The following is a 20647-nucleotide window of genomic DNA, read 5'->3' as shown; positions in this document are numbered from 1 at the left end:
ATCAATTTTAAAAAGCCATTGAGTTAACAATATTTTACGGAGCAGTCAAAAAAATGACCCTGCCAGAGTTCAGTTGATAGCCTAAACTATCGCCATTTTTAGACCGATAGTGGCAGCTATTATCCTTAGCCAAATAATCCGCCTCTAGACCTAAATTATCAGTTTCAGCGCCCATTAACTGTTGCCACAAATCTTGGCAGCCTTGATCATTTAGGTGCTTAGGTTGTGGCCATCCTAAATCATTGATATCGACAACACTCGACTCAGTTTCTAGGGAGGGATTATCAAATACCTCCCAGTTCAACTGCAATTGCGCCGGCTTACCCAAAGACAACCACTGGGAACGCACCATCACCAGCACATTAAAAAAACGAGCGTGTTCCACTTCCAATCCACGAGCCGCTATTTGCGGTAGCGTAAAAAAGTACTTAGCTCCGATCACCGCCATGATAACCAATACAATTCCAATGGCGATCATACGTCCATAGATACGTAATAGATCGCTTTCAGCCTTTTGCTGAGTCTGCATTTAACCTCAGTCCCACGTATAAGATAGGAAATAAATATTATCCATATCGCTTACTTACCGCCTTTGACCACATTGAGCATATCCCACATTGGCAGGTATATTCCCAAGGCCAACACTAAGACAATCACGGCCACAAAACCGATCAAAATTGGCTCCAATTTCGCGGTGAGGTTCTTTAAATCATAGTCTACTTCGCCCTCATAGAAATCTGCCGCATCATTGAGTAATTGATCGATTTGCCCCGTTTCTTCGCCCACAGCCACCATTTGCAGCACTAGTGGCGTAAATAACTTGCTCTGATTCGATACCCTCAGCATAGAGTCGCCAGACTCTATGCCACGGCGCATACCGACTATCTTGTCGTGCATGTAGGCATTATCTACCGCGTCGGCCACTAAACTTAAGGCCTGCGTCATCGGTACGCCCGCACTGAGCATCATAGAGAAACTGCGACAATAACGGGCTAACGTCGAACGCTCAATAATCGACCCTACGGCGGGAATGTGTAACTTCCACTTATCCCACTGCTTCTCGCCTTTTTCCGTATGGTGCCAGTAACGAATGCCAATGATAGTACCAATCAGCGCCACCAACATCAGCGCCCAATAATTCACGAATAGATTTGATGTACCAATCAACACTTTTGTCGCCCACGGCAAGTCGGCGCCAAAACGAGAAAACATCTCAGCAAACTTAGGGATCACCATGATATTGAGGATCACCATAGCGAGCGCAATCGCAATCAATACAAACATGGGATAACGCATGGCCGATTTAATTCGTCGCCGCGTCTCTTGCTCACGCTCGATATAACCTGAAAGTTGAATGAAGGCATCTTCTAACTTACCCGTGTTCTCCCCCACGTGCACCATAGAAACAAACAAAGAATCAAACACATCAGGATGTTGATTCATAGATGATGACAAGGGTCGCCCTGCGGTGAGCTGCTCAGAAATATCATTAAGCGCATCTTTCATTCGCTGGGAATGCGCCGTTTCAGATAAGCCTGCAATCGCCCGCAAAATAGGAATGCCAGAACGGGTCAAGGAGTACATTTGTCGGGTAAAAATCTGTAATTCTTCTAACGCGACTTTCCCACCAAATAACTTAGTCAGTGAGAACGACTTAACCACTTTGGCGACTTTGACTTCAAGGGGGATAATGCCACGCGCCAATAGCATGTCAGCGGCGGCACTTTCCGACGCGGCATCCAATTGTCCCGTAACGGATTGACCTTGACCACTGCGTCCACGGTATTGATAAATTGGCATAATTACGCCTCAACGCCTTGTTGGCTGATAATATCCTTCGACAAAGGTATCTGAGATTCACTCACGTCTTCCACCAACTTAGCAACCTCTTCAATCGTCGTCATGCCTTCGCTCAGATATTGCAACGCTGACTCAGCGAGCGGGGTGAAGTTAGGGCTCTGCAACGCGGCTCTGGCAAAATCCTGCGGATTACCAGTACGCATAGCATCGATCATCTTTTCATCTAGCTCGAGAATTTCAAAAATACCGATCCGCCCACGATAACCACTGCCATTACAACTCTGGCAACCAGTACCGATTCTAAAGTTTGCATGGGTAAAATCTTTGCGGCTCACACTACTTAACCAGGCTTTTTCCTGCGGTGTTGGTTGATACTCTACCCCACAGTTATGGCAGACACGGCGCACTAAACGCTGGGCAATAATCACCCTTAAGGCACTAGCAACTAAATAACTCGCAGCGCCCATATCGAGTAAACGCAGCGCACTGGTGACCGCATCGTTGGTATGCAAGGTCGATAGCACAAAGTGACCCGTTAATGCGCCCCTAAGGCCAATCTCCACGGTTTCTTGGTCACGCATTTCCCCCACCATAATGATATCGGGGTCTTGACGTAAGGTGGTGCGTAATACATTTGAAAAGTTTAAGCCAATCTTATGGTTAACTTGTACTTGGTTGATCCGCGGCAATTGATATTCGACCGGATCTTCGACCGTGATGATCTTACGGTCGGCGGTATTGAGCTCACTCAAAATACCGTACAAGGTGGTCGTTTTGCCGCTACCCGTTGGACCTGTGACCAGTAGCATGCCGTGGGGACGTTTAATCTGTTTACGAATACGCGCCAAAATAGCAGGCGGCATACCGGTTTCGTTTAAGGTCAATAAACCCGCCGATTGATCGAGTAAACGCATCACCACAGATTCGCCGTGGTAAATCGGCATAGTCGACATACGCACATCGATATGATGACCTTTGATTTCCATATGGAAACGACCATCCTGCGGCAAACGTTTCTCGGAAATATCGAGACCCGCCATCAACTTAAGTCGTAATACTAAAGCCGCGGCAATATTAACTTCATTCAGAATCGTTTCATGTAGCTGACCATCGATACGCTGGCGAATACGTAAGGCTTTATCACCGGGTTCGATATGGATATCCGAGGCGCGCATTTGCACCGCATCTTCAAAAATCGACTGCAGCAACTTAACCACTGTGGTTTCATTGTCACTGTCGCCCGACGTGAGGCTGGCTAAATCGAACATCTCATCGGCGGCGTATTCTTCTTCGAGTTTACCGGCAATCTGAGCAATTTGGTCTGTACGGCGATATAAGTTATCAAACGCTTGCAGCAGTTGCTGCTCGGGCGCTACCGCTAACTTCAAACGCTTAGGTGCGATAAGCATTTCGAGGTGATCGAGCGCCTGCAAATCCGCGGGGTCGCTCATTGCAACCAATACGCTATCGCCCCGGTCTTCAACCGCTAAAGCGCGGAAACGTCGTGCTTGCACCTCAGGAATAAGATGCACCACTTCCGCAGGGATAGGCATTTTACTGATATCCAGCAAAGGCACATTCAATTGTTGCGACAAGAACTGCAGTAACTGATGTTCGGTAATCGATTGCAGATCAATGAGGGTTCGGCCCAGTTTTTTGCCCGTATTGCGCTGCTCTGCCAACGCCTGTTGCAACTGCGCTTCAGTAATAATGGTTTCCTGAACTAACAGATCGCCCAAACGCATTTTTAATCTGGGTTTCATTGGCTATCTCCTAGCTGAGTCAAACGTTGTTCGATAAAGGCACTCGCCTGCGCCGATAAGCCTCTATGGCCTAAAGCCGTCCGATAGGCTTGGCGTGCTTGGGGAAATTGCTGCTGCGAATCGAGCGCATAGGCCAGCCCCATCCACCATTTAGCCTGTTGAGGTTCTTGTTGTAATAATTGTCTATAGGCTTGTTCTGACAACGAAAACTGTCCTAACTTTTGCGCCAAATCCGATTGTGCCATCCACTTTTGTCTCGCCAGTGGATGCGTGTCAGGTATGTTGGCTAACGTCACTAATGCGAGATCAGCCTGACCAGAGGCTTGCTGAACCCGAGCAAGCAATAAGGCAAAGTCTAACTGCTGTGGGAATAACAGCATGCCTTGCAGTAACACTTCACTGGCTTTGGCTAATTGACCTTGCCCATAATGCAGCGCAGCTAACTGCTTGCGCGCTTCATGCATACTGGGATCAAAGCCTAATGTTTGCTCATAATAACTAATGGCATCTTTGAGTTTGCCATCCCTTTCAGCCTCACTCGCTAATGTGAACCGCTTCTGCGCCAGCTGCTTTGGGGTCAACTTCACCTCAGTAATCGCCATTTGCCCTTGCTGTTGGGGCGTGAGTCGATTAGTGCCAGCATCAGCTTTAACTTCTTGTACTTTAAGCTCATTGCTCGCGTTAAGTTCATTATCGGCGGCAACACTGGCACGTTCTGACATCATTAATGCAGAGGGTGCGGCAGCAGTGACCTCGGCGCTTCGCACACTCGATGTCACACGATTTGACTGTGAATGGCTTGGCTCGCTTACCGTATCGACTAGGTCATCTGCGAGTGCTGAGCTCTCATCTTGTTGCCGTTGTGACTCTTGCTCAACCTCGTTTTCTGATTCAAATTCTTGCGGCTGATTAAGTACAACGTCGTCGACACTGGGTTCAAGCTCTTCATTCTTAGTCGTAAACTCCTGCATAGTCGCAACGTTAAGCGGTTCTTCGACGACTTCGACGCTTGCTGAAGGCTGCCTCGAAGTAATCTTGTCTACCTGCACAAACTCGATTTGAGTCTGAGTAGATTCATTTTGCCCATTTGTTTGAGCCGAAATAGTCGCTTCAGCAGGCTTTGCAATGAAAAGTTGCCAGCCATAAACCAGAGCGCCACCGAATAGCAATGACACACCACAGAGCAGCAGCCCGTTAAACGGAGCCCGCCTGCGAGCTAAATATTGCACCTGTGGCTGAGCCACGTTGCTGAGCTCATGCCCCTGCTGACGCTTATCGAGATCCTGCAGCATCTTGTTGATCACGCTCATACAACACCCCTGAAAAAGTGTTGTAATCCCAAACCGAAAGCCACTGTCATCAAAGTGAAAAAAGGCAACCATTTCCACGATAATAATCGGCGAACACTTGCATCTTCGGTGTCTTGAATTGCGGCTTTAACGTGGGAGGTTTGCACACGAGTAGCGCCTTCGCCGAAACTCAATAACAAGGCTTTATGGGCAAGAATATTGATCAATCTGGGGATCCCTCGGGACGCATAGGCTATCTGACGTGTTTCCCGTGATGTAAAGAGTGGTTCGCCCGCACGCCCAGCGATAGCTAATCGGTGGCGAATATAAGCGTCGGTTTCATCCCATGTCAGTGGGCGAAGATTGTAGCTAAAAGTAATACGCTGTCTTAATTGCCTAAATTCTTGGCGTTTAAGCCTGTCATCGAGCTCGGGTTGCCCAAATAACACTACCTGTAATAATTTGCGTGTCTCGGTTTCCAGATTAGTGAATAACCGCAGCGCCTCAAGACTGTCGTCCGGCAATGCCTGCGCTTCATCGAGTACCAATACGATGGCGTGCCCGTGGGCGCTCAAGGCTAAAAGCTGCTGTTGAATAAGTCCAGTGAGTTGCTGCTGGTCGATATTGCTGGTGTATTTAAGGCCAAGCTCACTCGCTACCGCCCAGCGTAATTCTGTAGGAGTGAGATAAGGATTAGGCAAATATGCGCAATGAAACTGACTCGGTAACTCGTTGATAAGCTTGCGGCAAATCAACGTTTTGCCAGTCCCCACTTCCCCTGTCACCTTGATAAAGCCTTCGCCCGTTTGTAGCGCAGTTTGCAACACTTGCAAGGCTTCCACGTGTGGCGACAGGCCGAAAAAAAATCCGGTATTGGGTGTCAGTGAAAATGGAGGTTGGCTTAGGCCAAAATGCTTCTGATACATAGAAGCTTACTTTGTCTCCGGATACCAACGATCTAATAAGGTCTTAGAACGTTGCAGCTCCGTTTTCCAAGTATCGACACCGACTATCGTAGGTTTTAACAGAATAATAAGCTCGGTTTTCTTCTTCTGCTTACTACGGTTTTTAAATAATTCACCTAGGAAAGGAATATCACCCAACAAAGGTACTTGTGATACCACTTCAATGTTTTCACTCTTCATCAAACCACCAATCACCACCACATCACCGGAAGCAGCGCGGATGACAGTATCAGACTCACGAATTTCACTCTGAGCTAAGGGTAATTCAAGCAATTCATTACTCACTTTGATGTTTTTTCTCTGCTCTTTTACATCAATAACAGATGGATGCACATGCAGTAACACATTGCCGTCACTATCAATTTGCGGCGTAACGTCTAAGGCTATGCCCGAGAAAAACGGCGTAAGCTCGACTTGCGGAGTCGTCACAGGTGTTGTACCCGCAACTGTGGTCGAAGAAACGTCGGTGACAAAGTACTCATCGGAACCCACCTTAATTACGGCTTTTTGGTTATTCGATGCAGTGACCCTTGGGCTAGACAGTACATCCACATCACCTTGGGTATCTAATAGGTTGATCATGGTCGTAAAGTCAGAACCTTTAATGCTCAACGAAGTAACGCCACCCATAGCCGAGGTGATTTTATCACTTAAACCTGGGCCCGCTGATGTACCAAAATTCACATTCGTATTGCCAACATGTCCCAGCACATTATCCCATTGGATACCTTGCTGATAACCATCGGATAAGGTGACTTCGAGGATCTTCGCTTCTAAAATCACTTGGCGCTGCAAATGACTTTCTGCGGAATTTAAGAAAGTACGCACTTGGCGTAATTCACTAGGAAAAGCACGAATAGTGACTAAACCCGCCTGCGGCGTAACAACAACCTGACGGCCGCCACCCGTTTCGCCGATTATCGAGGATAATGTCTCTTTCAACTCTCCCCAAAAATCTGTCTTAGTACGCGAACGAATAAAAGTACCGTTGCTACTATCGCTACCGCCATTACTGCTCGAGTTATTGCCATTACTGCTGTTCGAGTTATTGTTATTATTCGAGCCGCTATTGTTTGAATTGTTATTGTTCGAATTACTATTGGAATTATTGCTATCCGAAATCCGTCCTGAACTCACTGACGTCACAGATAAGCCATCGCGTTCCATGTAGAGATAATTCAGCGGAAACGTCTCGGTACGCATCCCAGCAGGAAACACTCTTAGGATGCGCCCTTCGCGACTCACTTCGTAGCCGTAGATATCCTCAACCACTTGAATTGCTTCAGTTAATGTCACACCTTTAAGGGATAATGAAATTGTACCTTGCACGTCAGGATGTACGGCGACACTCAGTGGTGTACCTTGGACTAAGCTTGGAAAAAATACTTTAGCATCAACATCGTGGGCTGATACATCGAAACGACGCTCAGTTTCCAATGTGGGGGTCAAACCTGATAGCAATGCGCCTGAATTCAATTCCCGCTGAACCGCGTCCGGCATAGTCGCAGGCGGTGGCGTAGTTGATGCCGTTGCCGTCGCCATTGAGGCCGCTAATTCCGCCTTACTCGCCTCCGGCTGTGGCCTATTTGTGGTCTGACACGCCACAAGGCAAAGTGAGAGCAGAGGTGTAAAGTATTTAATCGCTTTCATCTGAGGTGTATTCCCTATCTCTCTGTTATTGCTTGAAACAATGTCAATTTCCGTCCATCGGACAGCGATACATAAGTGGGGGTAATTTTAACGATACTCAGCCCCTGAACGCTGTCGCCAACAGACAATATCTTGTTATTTATCACAGCATAAGCCGTGTTTCCTGAGCTTACTATGCTGTTAAGTACAAGCGCCTGATCCTGCGTTTGACTCGCATGACCCTGCACAGCAAAGCCTTTACCGGGCAAAGTCGGGTCGCGCAGCGATTCAGCAGACACCATAGGGCTACTAACCAATAACAACACACTGATAATATAAGACTTATTTAGAAACACTGATAAAGTCCTTATTAATACTCAAGGTATAAAGTTCAATCTCAACGGTCGCTTTTGGATATTCTGCGACTTTATAGTCGAGACGCTTCCAATAAAGTTTATCTGGCATGGCCTCAACGGCTTCAACAAAGCGCAACACAGAAAAATAATCGCCCTCTAAACTCAAGCGAATACCATGGCTATATAGATTGAGTTTTTTCTCTTCACCCACGGGTAACAATGGGATGGGCGCTATCGACATAAACTTAATTAATTTAATCCCTTGCACTTGTCCTAGTAAATTACCCAGCAACTGCGGCATATAGTCTGCCGGCACCATATCCACCATCTGCTCATCGAGCTGGGCATCTAGGGCTTGATTTTGTTGCTGCAACAACACTAAACGCTGTTGGTAATCTTGATTGGGATCTAACGCTAAACGTTGCTGATACAAGTCAACCTGCTGAGCCGAAATCGCGTTTTCCTGCTCTAAGGCTTTTAGCTGTTGTGAAACAGCCACATGGGTTTTCCACAGGGACTCTAAAGGTAAATAACTCAGCATTCCGACCACGGCCAGAATGGCGACTGAGATCAACACTCGCTCACGGCGACTTAGCGCATCAAACTGTTGTCCTAATTGGGCTAACTTTTGCTTCATTGCGCGGCTTCCTCCTTGTTATCGCTTTTCAAGGTAAAGGCCAAAGGTTTATCTTCACCGCGATCCATGCTCATCGACGAGAAAGCTTGCCCCTTTAAAGTCTGCGTAGTTTTGAGTTTGCCAATCCACTGCGGAATGCTTTGAGGATGGTCGGCAAAACCTTCGAACATAAAATCTTGCTCATTAATGACGATATGACTAAGCCAAACACTCGCATCCGACACGACGGCTAAATCTTTAAGAACTGGCGCAAAACCACTGCTGGTTAAGGAAGTCCTAAGACTCAATTCTCCCATGAGTAATTGCTTAAGCTCTAACTGTTGTTCCGCTAAATCGACTCGCGCAACAAGATCGGCATCGGGTTTACGCGCAGCAATTTGTGCTTCTAATGCCTGTTTTTGGGTATCGAATTGCTGCTTTTGTTGGGCAGCCAACTGCTGGGCCTGTTGTAACTCACTGACTTGCCAGTAGCTATAACCACCTAAAACCGCAAATAAGATCGCAAAAACCAAGGCGTAAGCACTTAAACGCGCAAAGGTTAATCTTTGCTTCGGGGGCAATAATGAAGGAGTGTAAAGATTGACTCGGTATTTAATCACTCAGTACCTCGATAAAATTCAGCAAAGGCTAATCCCGCCATTCGCGCGCCAACACAGCTTTTATCAATGACATTCACAGCTTGATTGAAGTTTGCCGAGACTAACTTAGCTAAAGTATCCACGGCACCATCGGCGAGGAGTTCGATAGAAGATACCGGAGCCTGTCTCAATTGACTTTCAAAATAATCCATAGAGCGCTGAATTTCTAAGCTTAAATTGTCTGCCATGCCATAACTTAACTCATCCGCTTGAGTCTTATCCAATTGAGTAAATCCGCGCACGCGACGCTGCATATACAGCTGACCTTGCTTAACCACAGTCAGTAGCAATTCTTGACCGGGATTATGGCTTACTACCAGACGCGCTTGGTTGTCATCATTAAATAGGTTAGTTACGGCTAACTCTTCGATACTAATACCGAAAAGTTGTAAATCTTGTTCATGAATGGCCTGCACCATGCTCACTAACTTAGCTTTATCCACCACCACAACATTGATTTTATTACTCGGAATGGGTGACTCAAAGTAATCCAAATGGATTTGCGGTACAGGTAGCGTGACCATGTCTTTAATTGACCACAGCAAAGCTTGGGATAACTCGACAGTATCGACATTCGGTTTATCAGTCAGCAGTAATTGATAAAGGCCGGAAGCCAAAATCAGCTGTAACTGTGCATTGGGAAAGGATTTAGCCACAGCAGAAAACGCCAATGACCAGTGATCATCTTTCAGCTCAAAGGGTAGCCACTGCTCAGCATTTTCTTTTTGGGCAGGTGCGTAAACCCATAATTTATCGGCGCAGACATAGACACCAAGGCTAGTCGGTTCTGTTCTCTTCTGCCAAAAGGCTAATCGACCTATAAGACTTTTTTCCATAAAGATGCCTATAACCAACTGAATTTAAAAGCTTGAGTAGTCTCTTTCGCACAAACTTCCTGTCACTCCACTCTCCAGTGCTCCTTGACCTATGACCTGCTCGATACAGAATAAAAACCGCAAACGTCATATTTTTGGCACTGGCTAGTTTAGCCGCAAATGCTCGTATTTTATAGATAAATACGTGAATAATAGGATCTATTTGTCTATAGGACGACATTAATCACCCAAACACTGAACTTCCCTTACTTAGCCTCTATGGGTTCACTGAAATACATTCCCTGCGCTGCGCCAACACCGAGGATTTGCAGTGTCTGCCACTCTTCAAAGACTTCTACCCCTTCGGCGCAGACTTGTACTTCCGTTCGATATAAACCGCCAATCAAACTGCGAATAAATAATTGGTTTTCTGGTCGTAAATGAATATGACGCACGATGGATCTATGTAACTTAATTAAATCAAAATGGCATTCGCGAATATAATAAGTACCGACAACCTGCTGACCCACATGGTCGACACATAATCTCGCGCCCATTTTACGGATCATATCTAATTTAGGCTGCAACTTTTCTTGATGTTGAATAACGATATCTTCAGACACTTCGAAAATCAGTCGCGTGGTTAGATGGCGATATTCTAATAGCGTCGTTTTTAGCCATTGAGTGAAGGCTCGGCTCATTAGCGAATCCAAACTCAGATTAATACTGTATATCTGCGGCGCTGATTTCTTAACTGTTTGAGCATTCGATACGCCGTCTGCTAATTCATTCGACAATAATAACAATACCCGCTCAATAATTTGCCGTTCAACCTGTGGCATTAAGCCACATTTATTAGCCATTGGAATAAACAGTGTGGCACGGATTAACGCTCCCTGATTGTCCCGAGCCCGCGTAAATATCTCTTTATGGTGCTCATTACCATCTGAATCAATTATCGGCTGGCTAAAGGGGAAAAATCGCCTTTGCACTAATGCGTTTTCTAAAAAGCTTCGCCAACGCACTGAGCCTTTGGCAAATTCTTCATCAATCGCGCCTTTGTCATACATAAACCAATTACTATTCCCCTGTAATTGTGCCGCCCTCAAAGCCATATCGGCTTCTTCAATTAACTGAGCCGCATTATCGCCTGCGGTAAAATAAGCGCATCCGAGGTGGAAAAAGTTATCGCTATTCTCAACATCAGGCAAAGGCTGGCTTAGACATATCTTGAGTAATTTGCTGGCAAATTGATCCGCTTCAATTAAGGAGATTTGCGGCACGACTATGGCAAATTGATTATGGGAGCGACGGGCAAAAATACTATTAGCTTGAGTTTGCAGTAATTGACTTATCGCATTAACAGTCGAGTTTAATAGCTCTTTCGTCACTGCTTCACCTTGGGATTGCTGCAATAAATCCAGATCATCCATTTCTAATAAATAGATCACCCCGTGGGCAAGCATAGCCTGATTATGACTAAGGGCGTCGAGACGATTATTCAAAAAGAGTCGGTTACCAATGCGCGTTTCCGCATCAAGAAAGGTATTAGAACGGATGAATTTGTCGAAACGCCCCCGCTCCTTTTGTGCGTCCTGTAACTCTTCTAACAACTTAGTCAAAGCACGGTTAATCAGCCTTGGTTTACCATTTCCAGGGGTAGCGAGTGCTTGCTCATACTTACCTTGCAGAATCAATCGACTGCGTAAGGCTAATTCTTCAATGCCATCGAGCTGCTGTGAAAACCATAAATAACCAAAACGCACTAAGGCAGCCACGGCTAAGATACCGACCAACAAAATCAGAATTTCATACCAACTGAAAGTGTAATGTTCAAAGGGCTGAGTCAAGGTTAACTGCATACGCAAGCCAGATGTCGGCTCTAGCACATGGTCATACACCATCGCATTTTGCGTAGAAAGGTTGCCTTCATAGGCAAATAACACTTCATCTTTCAAGGTCAACCGAAAATTAACGGCATTGTAAGCAAGCAGCATAGGCGGTAGCCAAGCCTCTAACTCCCAATCAGGTTGGTGTTGGAACTGATCGACTAACATAGTTTCGAGTTCAGCTACTTTTTGCTGCTGAAATTTATAGGTCAGCTGCACGAAACTCATCATAGCGCTCAGCAAAAATACGAAGGCGATAGCGGCTAATGACATTAACCAAAAGCTGGTTAATTTTGTAGTTAACATTCGGGTGAATTTCATCTATCCGCTATCCTGCAGGATTATTATAATTATTTGTGCGATTTTAACAGAAGTTCAACAAAAGTTGTCCGTTGATTATTCAGTAGCATAACCTAAAAGGCAACTAAGACGCTGTGACTTTAATGTCCACTTAAAAACAAAAAAGAGGCTAATTAGCCTCTTTTTAATGTTTTTACCACTTTTAGCCTAGTCGGCGTATTTAGGTAAAGTGGTGATCGCAGCCACACCAGAGTCGATAGCCGCTTGTGCAACCGCACGGGCAACATTTGGCAATAAACGTGGGTCCATAGGTTTTGGCAGCACATATTCAGGGCCAAAACTCAGTGAAGTCACATTAGGATAAGCCTTCAACACACTCGCAGGCACAGGCTCTTTCGCCAGTGCAGCAATTGCATGAACTGCCGCAATTTTCATCTCATCATTAATGCAAGACGCACGCACATCCAATGCACCACGGAAAATAAATGGGAAACACAAGACGTTATTCACTTGGTTTGGATAGTCGCTACGACCCGTACCCATGATCAAATCACTACGTGTTGCATGAGCAAGTGCTGGTTTGATTTCAGGATCTGGGTTAGAACACGCAAAAATCACTGGCTTATCGGCCATCAGCGCGACTTCTTCTGCACCAATGACGTCAGGACCTGATAGACCTAAAAATACGTCTGCGCCCTTAATTACATCAAGAAGCGTGCGTTTCTCGGTATCATTCGCAAAGAGTGCTTTATATTCATTAAGATCTGTACGGCCAGAATGAATAACACCTTTAGTGTCTAGCATGTAAATATTGGCGCGATTCGCACCGCATTTTACCAGCATAGTCATACAAGCGATGGCAGCAGCACCCGCACCCATACACACAAAAGTCGCGTCGCTTATCAACTTGCCTTGAATTTCCAGCGCATTGATCATACCCGCCGCAGTCACGATTGCGGTGCCGTGTTGATCGTCATGGAATACCGGCACTTTACAACGAGCAATCAATTCACGTTCGATAACAAAGCATTCGGGCGCTTTAATATCTTCAAGATTGATACCACCAAAAGTGTCAGCAATCGCAGCAACAGTATTGATAAATTCCTCAGGCGTATTATGCGTAATCTCAATATCTGTCGAATCGATATTCGCAAAATGCTTGAACAATAATGCTTTACCTTCCATTACAGGTTTAGAAGCCAAAGGGCCCAAATTCCCTAAACCTAAGATAGCCGTACCATTGGTAATCACGGCAACCGTATTACCTTTATTGGTATAACGATACGCATTGTCAGGATCTGCAGCGATTTCGCGTACTGGCTCAGCCACACCTGGGCTATAAGCTAGGGCGAGATCGTGACTCGTTTCGGCGGGTTTGGTAAGGCAAACTGCGGTTTTGCCTGGTATGGGAAATTCATGATAATCGAGTGCTTGTTGACGAATATCTGACATTTTAAAATCCTGAAATGCGACATTTATAATTTATGAGAGTAAGACCTACCAACACACATCTAGTCTCACCAAAGGGTGATGTTAATAGTCTGGCTGGTCGGGGTAAGATACGCCAATAAGGGGAATTTATAAATAAGAGATTCATAAATTTCACTTTAGCCGCCAAATAGACACTCTAAGCTTAGTTTTATAAACTTATCTCCTATAATAAAGCTGCATTTCTTAATATGTTTTGTAGGAAACAAACATATATTTTGTAGTTACTGCGGTAGTTGTAGCGACTTAATCTCAAAAATGTTGGTTAAATTACAATATATGGCGACTAGCATATTTATCTTATAGTTAATTACTATAAATAAGTCGAATTATACACTTGAACTCTCAATACTGAATAAGTTGACGATTTATTGAGTGAAGTCGTACCAGCTAGATATGTAGAATAAGCGGAATAAAGAAAATTGACGAATAACAAAAAGCAAAAAGGCGCCATAGGCGCCTTTTCTAGAAACATTGCAATCGCAATTATTTCTTTGCAAGCACTGCGAAGCGCTTGTTGAATTTGTCGATACGACCGCCGGTATCAACAACTTTTTGTGTACCAGTGTAGAATGGGTGACAAGCACCACATACGTCTAAATGCAGATCTTTACCAGCAGTAGAGTTTACTTTGATAACGTTACCACAAGTACAGTTTGCAGTGATGATAGCGTATGTTGGGTGGATACCTGGTTTCATTGGGGTTACCTCAAAAGTGTAAGGCCATGTCGCTCTTCCAACCCGTAGTCGGACACCACATGCATGTTAATAACAATATGTTTAGGGCGCAGAATGGTACAGCATACCTACAAGGGATACAAGTAGATTATCTGAGCGTTTGCCGGTTAATCTGTGTCTATTTTGACTTTAGTTAAGCGGCTTATTTTCCCGCTTCTTTAGCCTCAAATACCGCCCGCGCCTCTTTAGCATCAGAATGCTGATCCAAAATCATTTTCGAAGGACAAGATAGCACCGCATTGCTCTTGAGTGCATTGATTCTATTCTTCGAGAAAGCCACAGGATTTGCCTCGTAAATCGCCAACATAGCGCCATATACACTCACATCCCAATCCTTGGCATATCGATTGGCGATACGCCACAACGTCTCGCCAGCAAGATACGTTAACTGGCAATGTTCGGGCGTCTGTGAGGCCGTTTCAGCAATATTCTGTTTTTGCTCATTATTTGCCGTTTTCACTATTTCTGGAACCACAGTTTCAGTTGCAGCGTTTTCAACAGCCCCTTTTTCAACAGCAATCGTCTCAGAGGTTTTAGCGAAGGCGTTTATCTCAGTAGCCGACGTATTTTGTTTAGTCGCGGCTTCAGGAAATTTAAAGCCAGTCACCACTTCTACCGTTGGTACTTTGGATTGAGTATTTGCAGCAGTAACAACAGTCGCTGCGGGCGTTATCTCTACATGTGGCTTTGATTCTGTCACCACTGTTACAGGCTTAATGCCCACTTTATCCGCACTTTTGGGGGCGCCCGCTGTGGTGGTATTTTTAGTGTCCGAAACCGCTTTTGTCGTTAACGCGGCAGAGGCCGGTTTAGCCGCACCGAATAAATTGATACTTTTGACGTCATACCATCGGTCAAGGCGATACTCTCTCACTAAGAGTTTAGCGCTGCTATCCTTCACATCTTCAACGCCAGTGAGTAAAACTAAAAAGCGATTAATCTCCTCAACCATTAACCTTTCTTCGCCGCTAGCTTGCTGCACGACAAACTCTAAGCGCGACATATCTTGATTGTCTGCGATCACATTCACCCTGAGTTTAGGGTAAGCGCCTAATTCAAACATCCGGCTATTAATGCTCACATGGGAGACTTGTGCCATGCTAGGTGCGCTGCACACCAAAGCAAGTAGACCTAATGATTTCACTATATTAGCCATTTATTTACTCTCAACTATCCTTGGTAAACCATCATTAGGGCTAGCCCTAGCCAGCCGCGCTGAGTACACTAAACCACATTCTTGTCTAAGACTTGCCTGCATATGTCATTGTTTGTCGAAGTTGCGTTACCTGTGCCTATGCGGCAAACCTTTAGCTACCGCGTACCCGAATCCTATCCTAGTACACCGCAAATAGGTGTGCGCGTTAAAGTTCCCTTCGGTCGTCAACAATTGTTCGGGTTAGTCACAGGTATCACTGAGTCTTGCAGCTTAGCCCCAAAGCAAATTAAGTCTGTGCTCGAGTTTATCGACGATAAACCTTTACTGCCTGAATCACTTTATAAATTAACTCTTTGGGCTGCGAGATACTATTTTTGCAGCCAAGGGCAGATGCTAACCCAAGCCTTACCTGTGGCCCTGCGTAAAGGGCTAGATGCCGCGCCACAAAAGATCCAATTCTGGCAATTAACTGAAATAGGCCAAAATATTGCGCCCGAAGCGGTTAAACGCGCACCCGCACAGAAAAAACTACTCGAGTTACTCAAAACCGCCAGCTTAACCCAAGAAGAGGTTATCAGCTTAGACATCAGTAAAGCGGCGCTTAAAGCCCTAGAAGATAAAGGCTGGGTGGCACGCCATGAAAAAATTGCCGAGCTTAACCTCGACTGGCGCACCACACTCGAAATGGACGAAACGCCACATAAACTCAATAAAGAACAAGCCGTCGCCGTTGCCACTTTAAATCTGCAACAAGGATATCACTGTACTTTATTAGAAGGCATTACCGGTTCGGGTAAAACGGAAGTCTATCTTGCTGTACTCGAAGAAATCCTCAAGCAAGGCAAACAAGCGTTAATTTTAGTGCCTGAAATCGGCTTAACACCCCAGACAATCAATCGCTTTAAGCGCCGTTTCAAAGTCAATGTTGCCATTTTGCATTCAGGGTTAACCGACAATCAGAGACTCGAAGCATGGCGCCAAGCCCGCTGTGGTCAGGCCGCCATCATTATTGGCACGCGTTCAGCCTTGTTCACACCTATGGCGTATCCCGGCATCATCATACTCGATGAAGAACACGACAGTAGCTTCAAGCAACAGGAAGGTGTTGGTTATCATGCCCGCGACTTGGCAGTCATGCGTGGCCATTTAGAAGCGATTCCGGTGATTTTGGGCACAGCGACGCCCTCACTCGAAAGTCTACAAAATGCCTTAAGCGGCCGTTACCATCATTTACAACTGGGTGAACGCGCAGGTGCGGCTAAAAAAGTGCGCCAAGGCATTATCGATATTAAAAATATGCCGCTGAAAGCCGGTATGTCAGTGCCGTTACTGAACGAAATCCGCCTGCATTTAGACGCAGGCAACCAAGTCTTGTTGTTTCTCAATCGCCGCGGCTTCGCACCAGCCCTGCTTTGCCACGAGTGTGGGCACTTACACGAATGCGACCGCTGCGACGCGTTTTTCACTGTACATCAATCCCTTGGCGAAATTTGCTGTCACCATTGTGGCAATCAATACGCTATCCCCAAGCAGTGTCACAAATGTGGCAGCACTATGTTGATGGGCCAAGGCATAGGCACAGAACAGCTCGCAGAAGCGCTGCAACAGGAGTTTCCGAAACATCCAGTAGTGCGCATCGACCGTGATACGACCCGCCTAAAAGGCTCATTAGAAACCCACTTAAATGCGATTCATAAGGGGGAATATAAAATCCTCGTCGGCACGCAAATGCTGGCTAAAGGCCATCACTTCCCTGATGTGACGCTTGTTGGGTTACTCGATGTCGATGGCGCCTTATTTAGTGCCGACTTCCGCGCACCTGAGCGTTTTGGGCAACTCTATACCCAAGTTGCAGGTCGTGCAGGGCGCGCCAGTAAACCCGGCACAGTATTATTGCAAACTCACCAGAGCGACAATCCCATTTTGCGGGATTTGCTGCACCGCGGTTATGGCGAGTTTGCTCGCAGCCAGCTCAAAGAACGTCAACAGGCACTGCTGCCGCCAGCATGGCACATGGTGTTGGTGCGCGCCGAAGCGCATTTAGCCAGTGATGCCGATAACTTTCTCAACGCCTTCGCCGCGCTCTTGCCCCAAGATAAAGAATTTGAGGTGATTGGCCCTATGCCCGCGCCCTTAGATAAAAAAGCTGGCAAGTTCCGTCGCCAACTCTTATTCCAAGCTAAAAACCGCAACCGTCTGCAGCAAGAGTTTGAACGTATTCATCCGCTTGTAGAACAACTTATCGAAGCTAAACGCTGCCGATGGAGCTTAGACAGAGATCCGCAGGATCTCCTCTGAGTCGAGTATTTGATAAGTATTTAAGCGCCATTTGATAAAAAATCATCGGGAAGATAGCAATTGTTAACCACAAACGGCTAAAATATGCGGTTACTCCCTATATTCACTCTTAAAGTTAGTGCCGATTAGAACCCATGAAATCACATATCCAATCATTACTTGAACAAACTCTAGAATCCTTTAAACAACAAGGTATTGTGCCTGCTGACTTTGAAGCACGCATTCAGGTAGATCGAACCAAGGATAAGAGTCATGGCGACTTGGCAACCAACTTAGCCATGATGCTGACCAAGGTCGCAGGCAAGAATCCACGCGAATTAGCCCAACTGATCATAGATACCTTACCGGCTTCGGCTTTTGTGGCTAAGGTTGAAATCGCAGGACCAGGCTTTATCAACTTTTTCATCAACGACAGCGCCTTAGCAGATCAACTGCAAAATGCCGTCAACGATGAGCATTTAGGCATTAAATTACCGACCCCACAAACCGTTGTTGTCGATTACTCTTCACCCAACCTCGCCAAAGAAATGCATGTAGGCCATCTGCGTTCAACCATCATTGGTGACAGTGTTGTGCGTGCATTGGAGTTTTTAGGCCACAAGGTTATCCGTCAAAACCATGTGGGCGACTGGGGCACACAATTTGGTATGTTGCTGGCCTATATGGAAGAGCTGCGCGCCAAAAATGGTGAAGAAGCTCAACTTGAACTGTCTGATTTAGAAAACTTTTATCGTGCCGCGAAACTGCGTTTCGACGAATCAGCAGAATTCGCAACCCGCGCTCGTCAGTTAGTGGTCGAACTGCAATCTGGTGACGAGTATTGCAACAAACTGTGGCGCGAATTTAACGATATTTCGTTAAGCCACTGCCATGAAGTCTACGCCCGTTTAGGTGTGAGCCTGACCCGCGCCGATGTACACGGTGAAAGTGCTTATAACGCCGATCTCGAGCAAGTGGTTAAAGATTTAGATGCCCAAGGTTTATTAACCGAAAGTAACGGCGCTAAAGTCGTATTCCAAGAAGCCTTCCGCAACAAAGAAGGTGAGCCATTGCCTGTTATCATCCAAAAGGCCGATGGCGGCTATTTGTATGCCACCTCAGATCTTGCGGCAATGCGCTACCGCTCGAACGTGTTAAAGGCCGATCGCGTCCTGTATTTTGTTGACCTACGTCAGGCACTACATTTCCAACAAGTCTTTAGCCTAGCGAAACTGGCTAAGTTTGTCCGTGAAGATATGTCATTAGAACACTTAGGTTTTGGCACTATGAACGGCGAAGATGGCCGTCCATTCAAAACCCGTAGCGGCGGTGTCGTTAAGTTAGTTGACCTGTTAGAAGAAGCCAATGTGCGCGCGCTAGAACTCGTTCGTAGCAAAAATCCTGATATGGATGAGGCCACGCTGACTGAAATCGCCCGTGTCGTTGGGATCAGCGCCGTTAAATATGCTGACTTGTCGAAAAACCGTACCAGTGATTACATTTTCAGCTTTGAACAAATGCTCAGCTTCGAAGGCAATACCGCACCTTACCTGCTGTACGCTTACACCCGTGTTGCGGGCATATTCAAGCGAGTAACCGATCTGGATCTCAGCCAAGCGAAAATCGTGCTTGAGCATGAAAAAGAGAAAGATCTCGGTAATAAGTTGGCGCAGTTCGGTGAGATCCTCAATCGTGTTGTCGATAAAGGTCAGCCGCACGTACTGTGTGCTTATTTATATGAATTAGCGGGTGCTTTCTCTAGCTTCTACGAAGCTTGTCCAGTGCTTGCCGCCGATAATGACGCGCAAAAGAACAGCCGTTTATTACTCGCGCAACTGACGGCTCGTACGTTACAAAAAGGCCTAAATCTACTCGGTATTGAAACCTTAGAGCGGATGTAAGCCATGAGTAATCGCGATTATGCCAATAGAAGGCCGCAGTCGGGCGCTAAACCGCGCCCAATCCGCGCGACTCGCCCAACTCGAGCAAAGCCTTCACAATCTAAATCGGCGCCGCGTAAGAAGCTGCCGCTGACCTTGATAGGCTTTGTCATACTCGCTGTGGGTTGTTTCGTCTATTTCCTGTCAAGCATTAAAGATAATGCTAAGCAAGAAGTGAAGCCGATACCCGCTCCGGCCAAGAAAACGGAAGTGCAAGTTAAGCCTCAAGAGACAGCGGTGCTTACTCCTAAGGTCAAAGAACCTGAACGCCAAGCGGTCGTTATCCCAGTAGAGACAACTGAAACTGCTGAGCTTATTGTTCCGCCAAAGAAGGATCCTAATGCTCTGCCACCACAACCAAAGGAAGAATGGACCTATCTCAACGAGCTTGAAAATAAGCATGTTGAGGTCGATATTCCCGATATTGTTGCGAGCAGAACACCGATGCAATATCAGTTGCAATGTGCTTCTTTCCGCCAAGAATCACAGGCGAACGAGATGAAAGCCGTCATCGCTTTCCAAGGTTTAGAGGCGCAAGTGAGACAAGTCGAAGGTACGACTGGCGTATGGTACAAGGTTGCTTTAGGCCCCTTCGAGCGTAAACGTGATGCAGAGCGTAAACGTCATACACTGCAAAAAGCGGGGATTAATGGTTGCCAGATTCTGGCGATTCCTAAATAAGGCTTTAGCCTACTCCTGATAGACTATTAAGAATAAATAGCGGCCAGCGTTTTATCGCTCGTCGCTATTTTTTTATCCGTATAACATGACTCACTCATTGATTCTGCCTGCCCATAAAAACTCAGTTTTAAACAACAACTCATTTCAAATTTGCTGATCTACTAAATTTATAACCCATTATTTACAAACAACAAAATCCTTTATTAAGAAAGATTAATATGCAGTTTAATTGACCTAGATCAAACTTAGGCGTATCTCTTAATTAACAGCAAGACCGCTGTATCTG

The 20647-nt window shown here is 45.9% G+C and carries 17 protein-coding genes; 3 read left to right on the top strand and 14 right to left on the bottom strand.

The annotated features are described in order from the left end of the window. Positions 1-34: 34 nt before the first annotated feature. The 14 genes from KFE26_RS11935 to KFE26_RS11870 form a co-directional block, all read right to left on the bottom strand. Complete coding sequence (locus KFE26_RS11935; protein WP_212600519.1) at positions 35-529, bottom strand: MSHA biogenesis protein MshF; 495 nt, start codon at positions 527-529, stop codon at positions 35-37. Between the two features lie 50 nt (positions 530-579). Further along, entirely contained in the window at positions 580-1800 is a 1221-nt protein-coding gene (locus tag KFE26_RS11930; protein WP_011847942.1) for a type II secretion system F family protein, read from the bottom strand. Between the two features lie 2 nt (positions 1801-1802). Further along, complete coding sequence (locus KFE26_RS11925) at positions 1803-3563, bottom strand: GspE/PulE family protein (RefSeq protein ID WP_173247182.1); 1761 nt, start codon at positions 3561-3563, stop codon at positions 1803-1805. Continuing rightward, positions 3560-4873 (bottom strand): lipopolysaccharide assembly protein LapB, encoded by a 1314-nt coding sequence (locus tag KFE26_RS11920; RefSeq protein ID WP_212600518.1) that lies wholly within the window; start codon positions 4871-4873, stop codon positions 3560-3562. Before KFE26_RS11920 ends, KFE26_RS11925 begins: the two co-directional genes overlap by 4 nt. Continuing rightward, on the bottom strand, positions 4870-5778 hold the full coding sequence (locus KFE26_RS11915; protein WP_212600517.1) for an ExeA family protein: 909 nt from the start codon (positions 5776-5778) through the stop codon (positions 4870-4872). The genes KFE26_RS11920 and KFE26_RS11915 overlap by 4 nt, the downstream gene beginning before the upstream one ends. Before the next feature lie 6 nt (positions 5779-5784). After that, positions 5785-7467 carry a pilus (MSHA type) biogenesis protein MshL gene (mshL, locus tag KFE26_RS11910; RefSeq protein WP_105251272.1) on the bottom strand — a complete coding sequence of 561 codons (1683 nt, stop codon included), beginning with the start codon at positions 7465-7467 and terminating at the stop codon, positions 5785-5787. A gap of 14 nt (positions 7468-7481) precedes the next feature. Continuing rightward, positions 7482-7802, bottom strand: a complete 321-nt coding sequence (locus KFE26_RS11905; RefSeq protein WP_105251271.1) for an MSHA biogenesis protein MshK — start codon at positions 7800-7802, stop codon at positions 7482-7484. Further along, positions 7789-8439, bottom strand: a complete 651-nt coding sequence (locus KFE26_RS11900; protein WP_198573053.1) for an MSHA biogenesis protein MshJ — start codon at positions 8437-8439, stop codon at positions 7789-7791. The genes KFE26_RS11905 and KFE26_RS11900 overlap by 14 nt, the downstream gene beginning before the upstream one ends. Continuing rightward, a complete protein-coding gene (locus tag KFE26_RS11895; protein WP_212600516.1) occupies positions 8436-9038 on the bottom strand; it encodes a fimbrial assembly protein in 603 nt (200 codons plus the stop codon). Before KFE26_RS11895 ends, KFE26_RS11900 begins: the two co-directional genes overlap by 4 nt. Beyond that, positions 9035-9913 (bottom strand): MSHA biogenesis protein MshI, encoded by an 879-nt coding sequence (locus KFE26_RS11890; protein ID WP_212600515.1) that lies wholly within the window; start codon positions 9911-9913, stop codon positions 9035-9037. Before KFE26_RS11890 ends, KFE26_RS11895 begins: the two co-directional genes overlap by 4 nt. Before the next feature lie 245 nt (positions 9914-10158). Beyond that, entirely contained in the window at positions 10159-12102 is a 1944-nt protein-coding gene (csrD, locus tag KFE26_RS11885) for an RNase E specificity factor CsrD (RefSeq protein WP_168825693.1), read from the bottom strand. 186 nt (positions 12103-12288) lie between these two features. Then, a complete protein-coding gene (locus KFE26_RS11880) occupies positions 12289-13533 on the bottom strand; it encodes a malic enzyme-like NAD(P)-binding protein (protein ID WP_168825695.1) in 1245 nt (414 codons plus the stop codon). A 522-nt stretch (positions 13534-14055) separates the two neighbouring features. After that, the gene (gene rpmE, locus KFE26_RS11875) at positions 14056-14268 is read right to left on the bottom strand and encodes a 50S ribosomal protein L31 (RefSeq protein ID WP_063883331.1); all 213 of its coding nucleotides are present in this window, start codon (positions 14266-14268) and stop codon (positions 14056-14058) included. 181 nt (positions 14269-14449) lie between these two features. After that, positions 14450-15463 (bottom strand): FimV/HubP family polar landmark protein, encoded by a 1014-nt coding sequence (locus tag KFE26_RS11870; protein ID WP_212600514.1) that lies wholly within the window; start codon positions 15461-15463, stop codon positions 14450-14452. 102 nt (positions 15464-15565) lie between these two features. Between KFE26_RS11870 and priA the strand changes: the two genes are divergently transcribed. The 3 genes from priA (at position 15566) to KFE26_RS11855 (ending at position 20361) form a co-directional block, all read left to right on the top strand. Further along, a complete protein-coding gene (gene priA / locus KFE26_RS11865; RefSeq protein ID WP_212600513.1) occupies positions 15566-17761 on the top strand; it encodes a primosomal protein N' in 2196 nt (731 codons plus the stop codon). Between the two features lie 134 nt (positions 17762-17895). Then, on the top strand, positions 17896-19641 hold the full coding sequence (argS, locus tag KFE26_RS11860; protein ID WP_105251263.1) for an arginine--tRNA ligase: 1746 nt from the start codon (positions 17896-17898) through the stop codon (positions 19639-19641). A gap of 3 nt (positions 19642-19644) precedes the next feature. Next, entirely contained in the window at positions 19645-20361 is a 717-nt protein-coding gene (locus KFE26_RS11855) for an SPOR domain-containing protein (protein WP_168825699.1), read from the top strand. Positions 20362-20647: the final 286 nt, after the last annotated feature.

Origin of the sequence: Shewanella sp. M16, from assembly GCF_018224605.1 — a bacterium.
GTDB lineage: Bacteria > Pseudomonadota > Gammaproteobacteria > Enterobacterales > Shewanellaceae > Shewanella > Shewanella oncorhynchi.
This window is presented reverse-complemented; position numbering and strand designations above follow the sequence as displayed.

Coding starts and splice junctions, on each gene's coding strand:
- KFE26_RS11935 (WP_212600519.1), bottom strand. CDS start 529: ATGCAGACTCAGCAAAAGGCTGAAAGCGATCTATTACGTATCTATGGA.
- KFE26_RS11930 (WP_011847942.1), bottom strand. CDS start 1,800: ATGCCAATTTATCAATACCGTGGACGCAGTGGTCAAGGTCAATCCGTT.
- KFE26_RS11925 (WP_173247182.1), bottom strand. CDS start 3,563: ATGAAACCCAGATTAAAAATGCGTTTGGGCGATCTGTTAGTTCAGGAA.
- KFE26_RS11920 (WP_212600518.1), bottom strand. CDS start 4,873: ATGAGCGTGATCAACAAGATGCTGCAGGATCTCGATAAGCGTCAGCAG.
- KFE26_RS11915 (WP_212600517.1), bottom strand. CDS start 5,778: ATGTATCAGAAGCATTTTGGCCTAAGCCAACCTCCATTTTCACTGACA.
- mshL (WP_105251272.1), bottom strand. CDS start 7,467: ATGAAAGCGATTAAATACTTTACACCTCTGCTCTCACTTTGCCTTGTG.
- KFE26_RS11900 (WP_198573053.1), bottom strand. CDS start 8,439: ATGAAGCAAAAGTTAGCCCAATTAGGACAACAGTTTGATGCGCTAAGT.
- KFE26_RS11890 (WP_212600515.1), bottom strand. CDS start 9,913: ATGGAAAAAAGTCTTATAGGTCGATTAGCCTTTTGGCAGAAGAGAACA.
- csrD (WP_168825693.1), bottom strand. CDS start 12,102: ATGAAATTCACCCGAATGTTAACTACAAAATTAACCAGCTTTTGGTTA.
- KFE26_RS11880 (WP_168825695.1), bottom strand. CDS start 13,533: ATGTCAGATATTCGTCAACAAGCACTCGATTATCATGAATTTCCCATA.
- rpmE (WP_063883331.1), bottom strand. CDS start 14,268: ATGAAACCAGGTATCCACCCAACATACGCTATCATCACTGCAAACTGT.
- KFE26_RS11870 (WP_212600514.1), bottom strand. CDS start 15,463: ATGGCTAATATAGTGAAATCATTAGGTCTACTTGCTTTGGTGTGCAGC.
- priA (WP_212600513.1), top strand. CDS start 15,566: ATGTCATTGTTTGTCGAAGTTGCGTTACCTGTGCCTATGCGGCAAACC.
- argS (WP_105251263.1), top strand. CDS start 17,896: ATGAAATCACATATCCAATCATTACTTGAACAAACTCTAGAATCCTTT.
- KFE26_RS11855 (WP_168825699.1), top strand. CDS start 19,645: ATGAGTAATCGCGATTATGCCAATAGAAGGCCGCAGTCGGGCGCTAAA.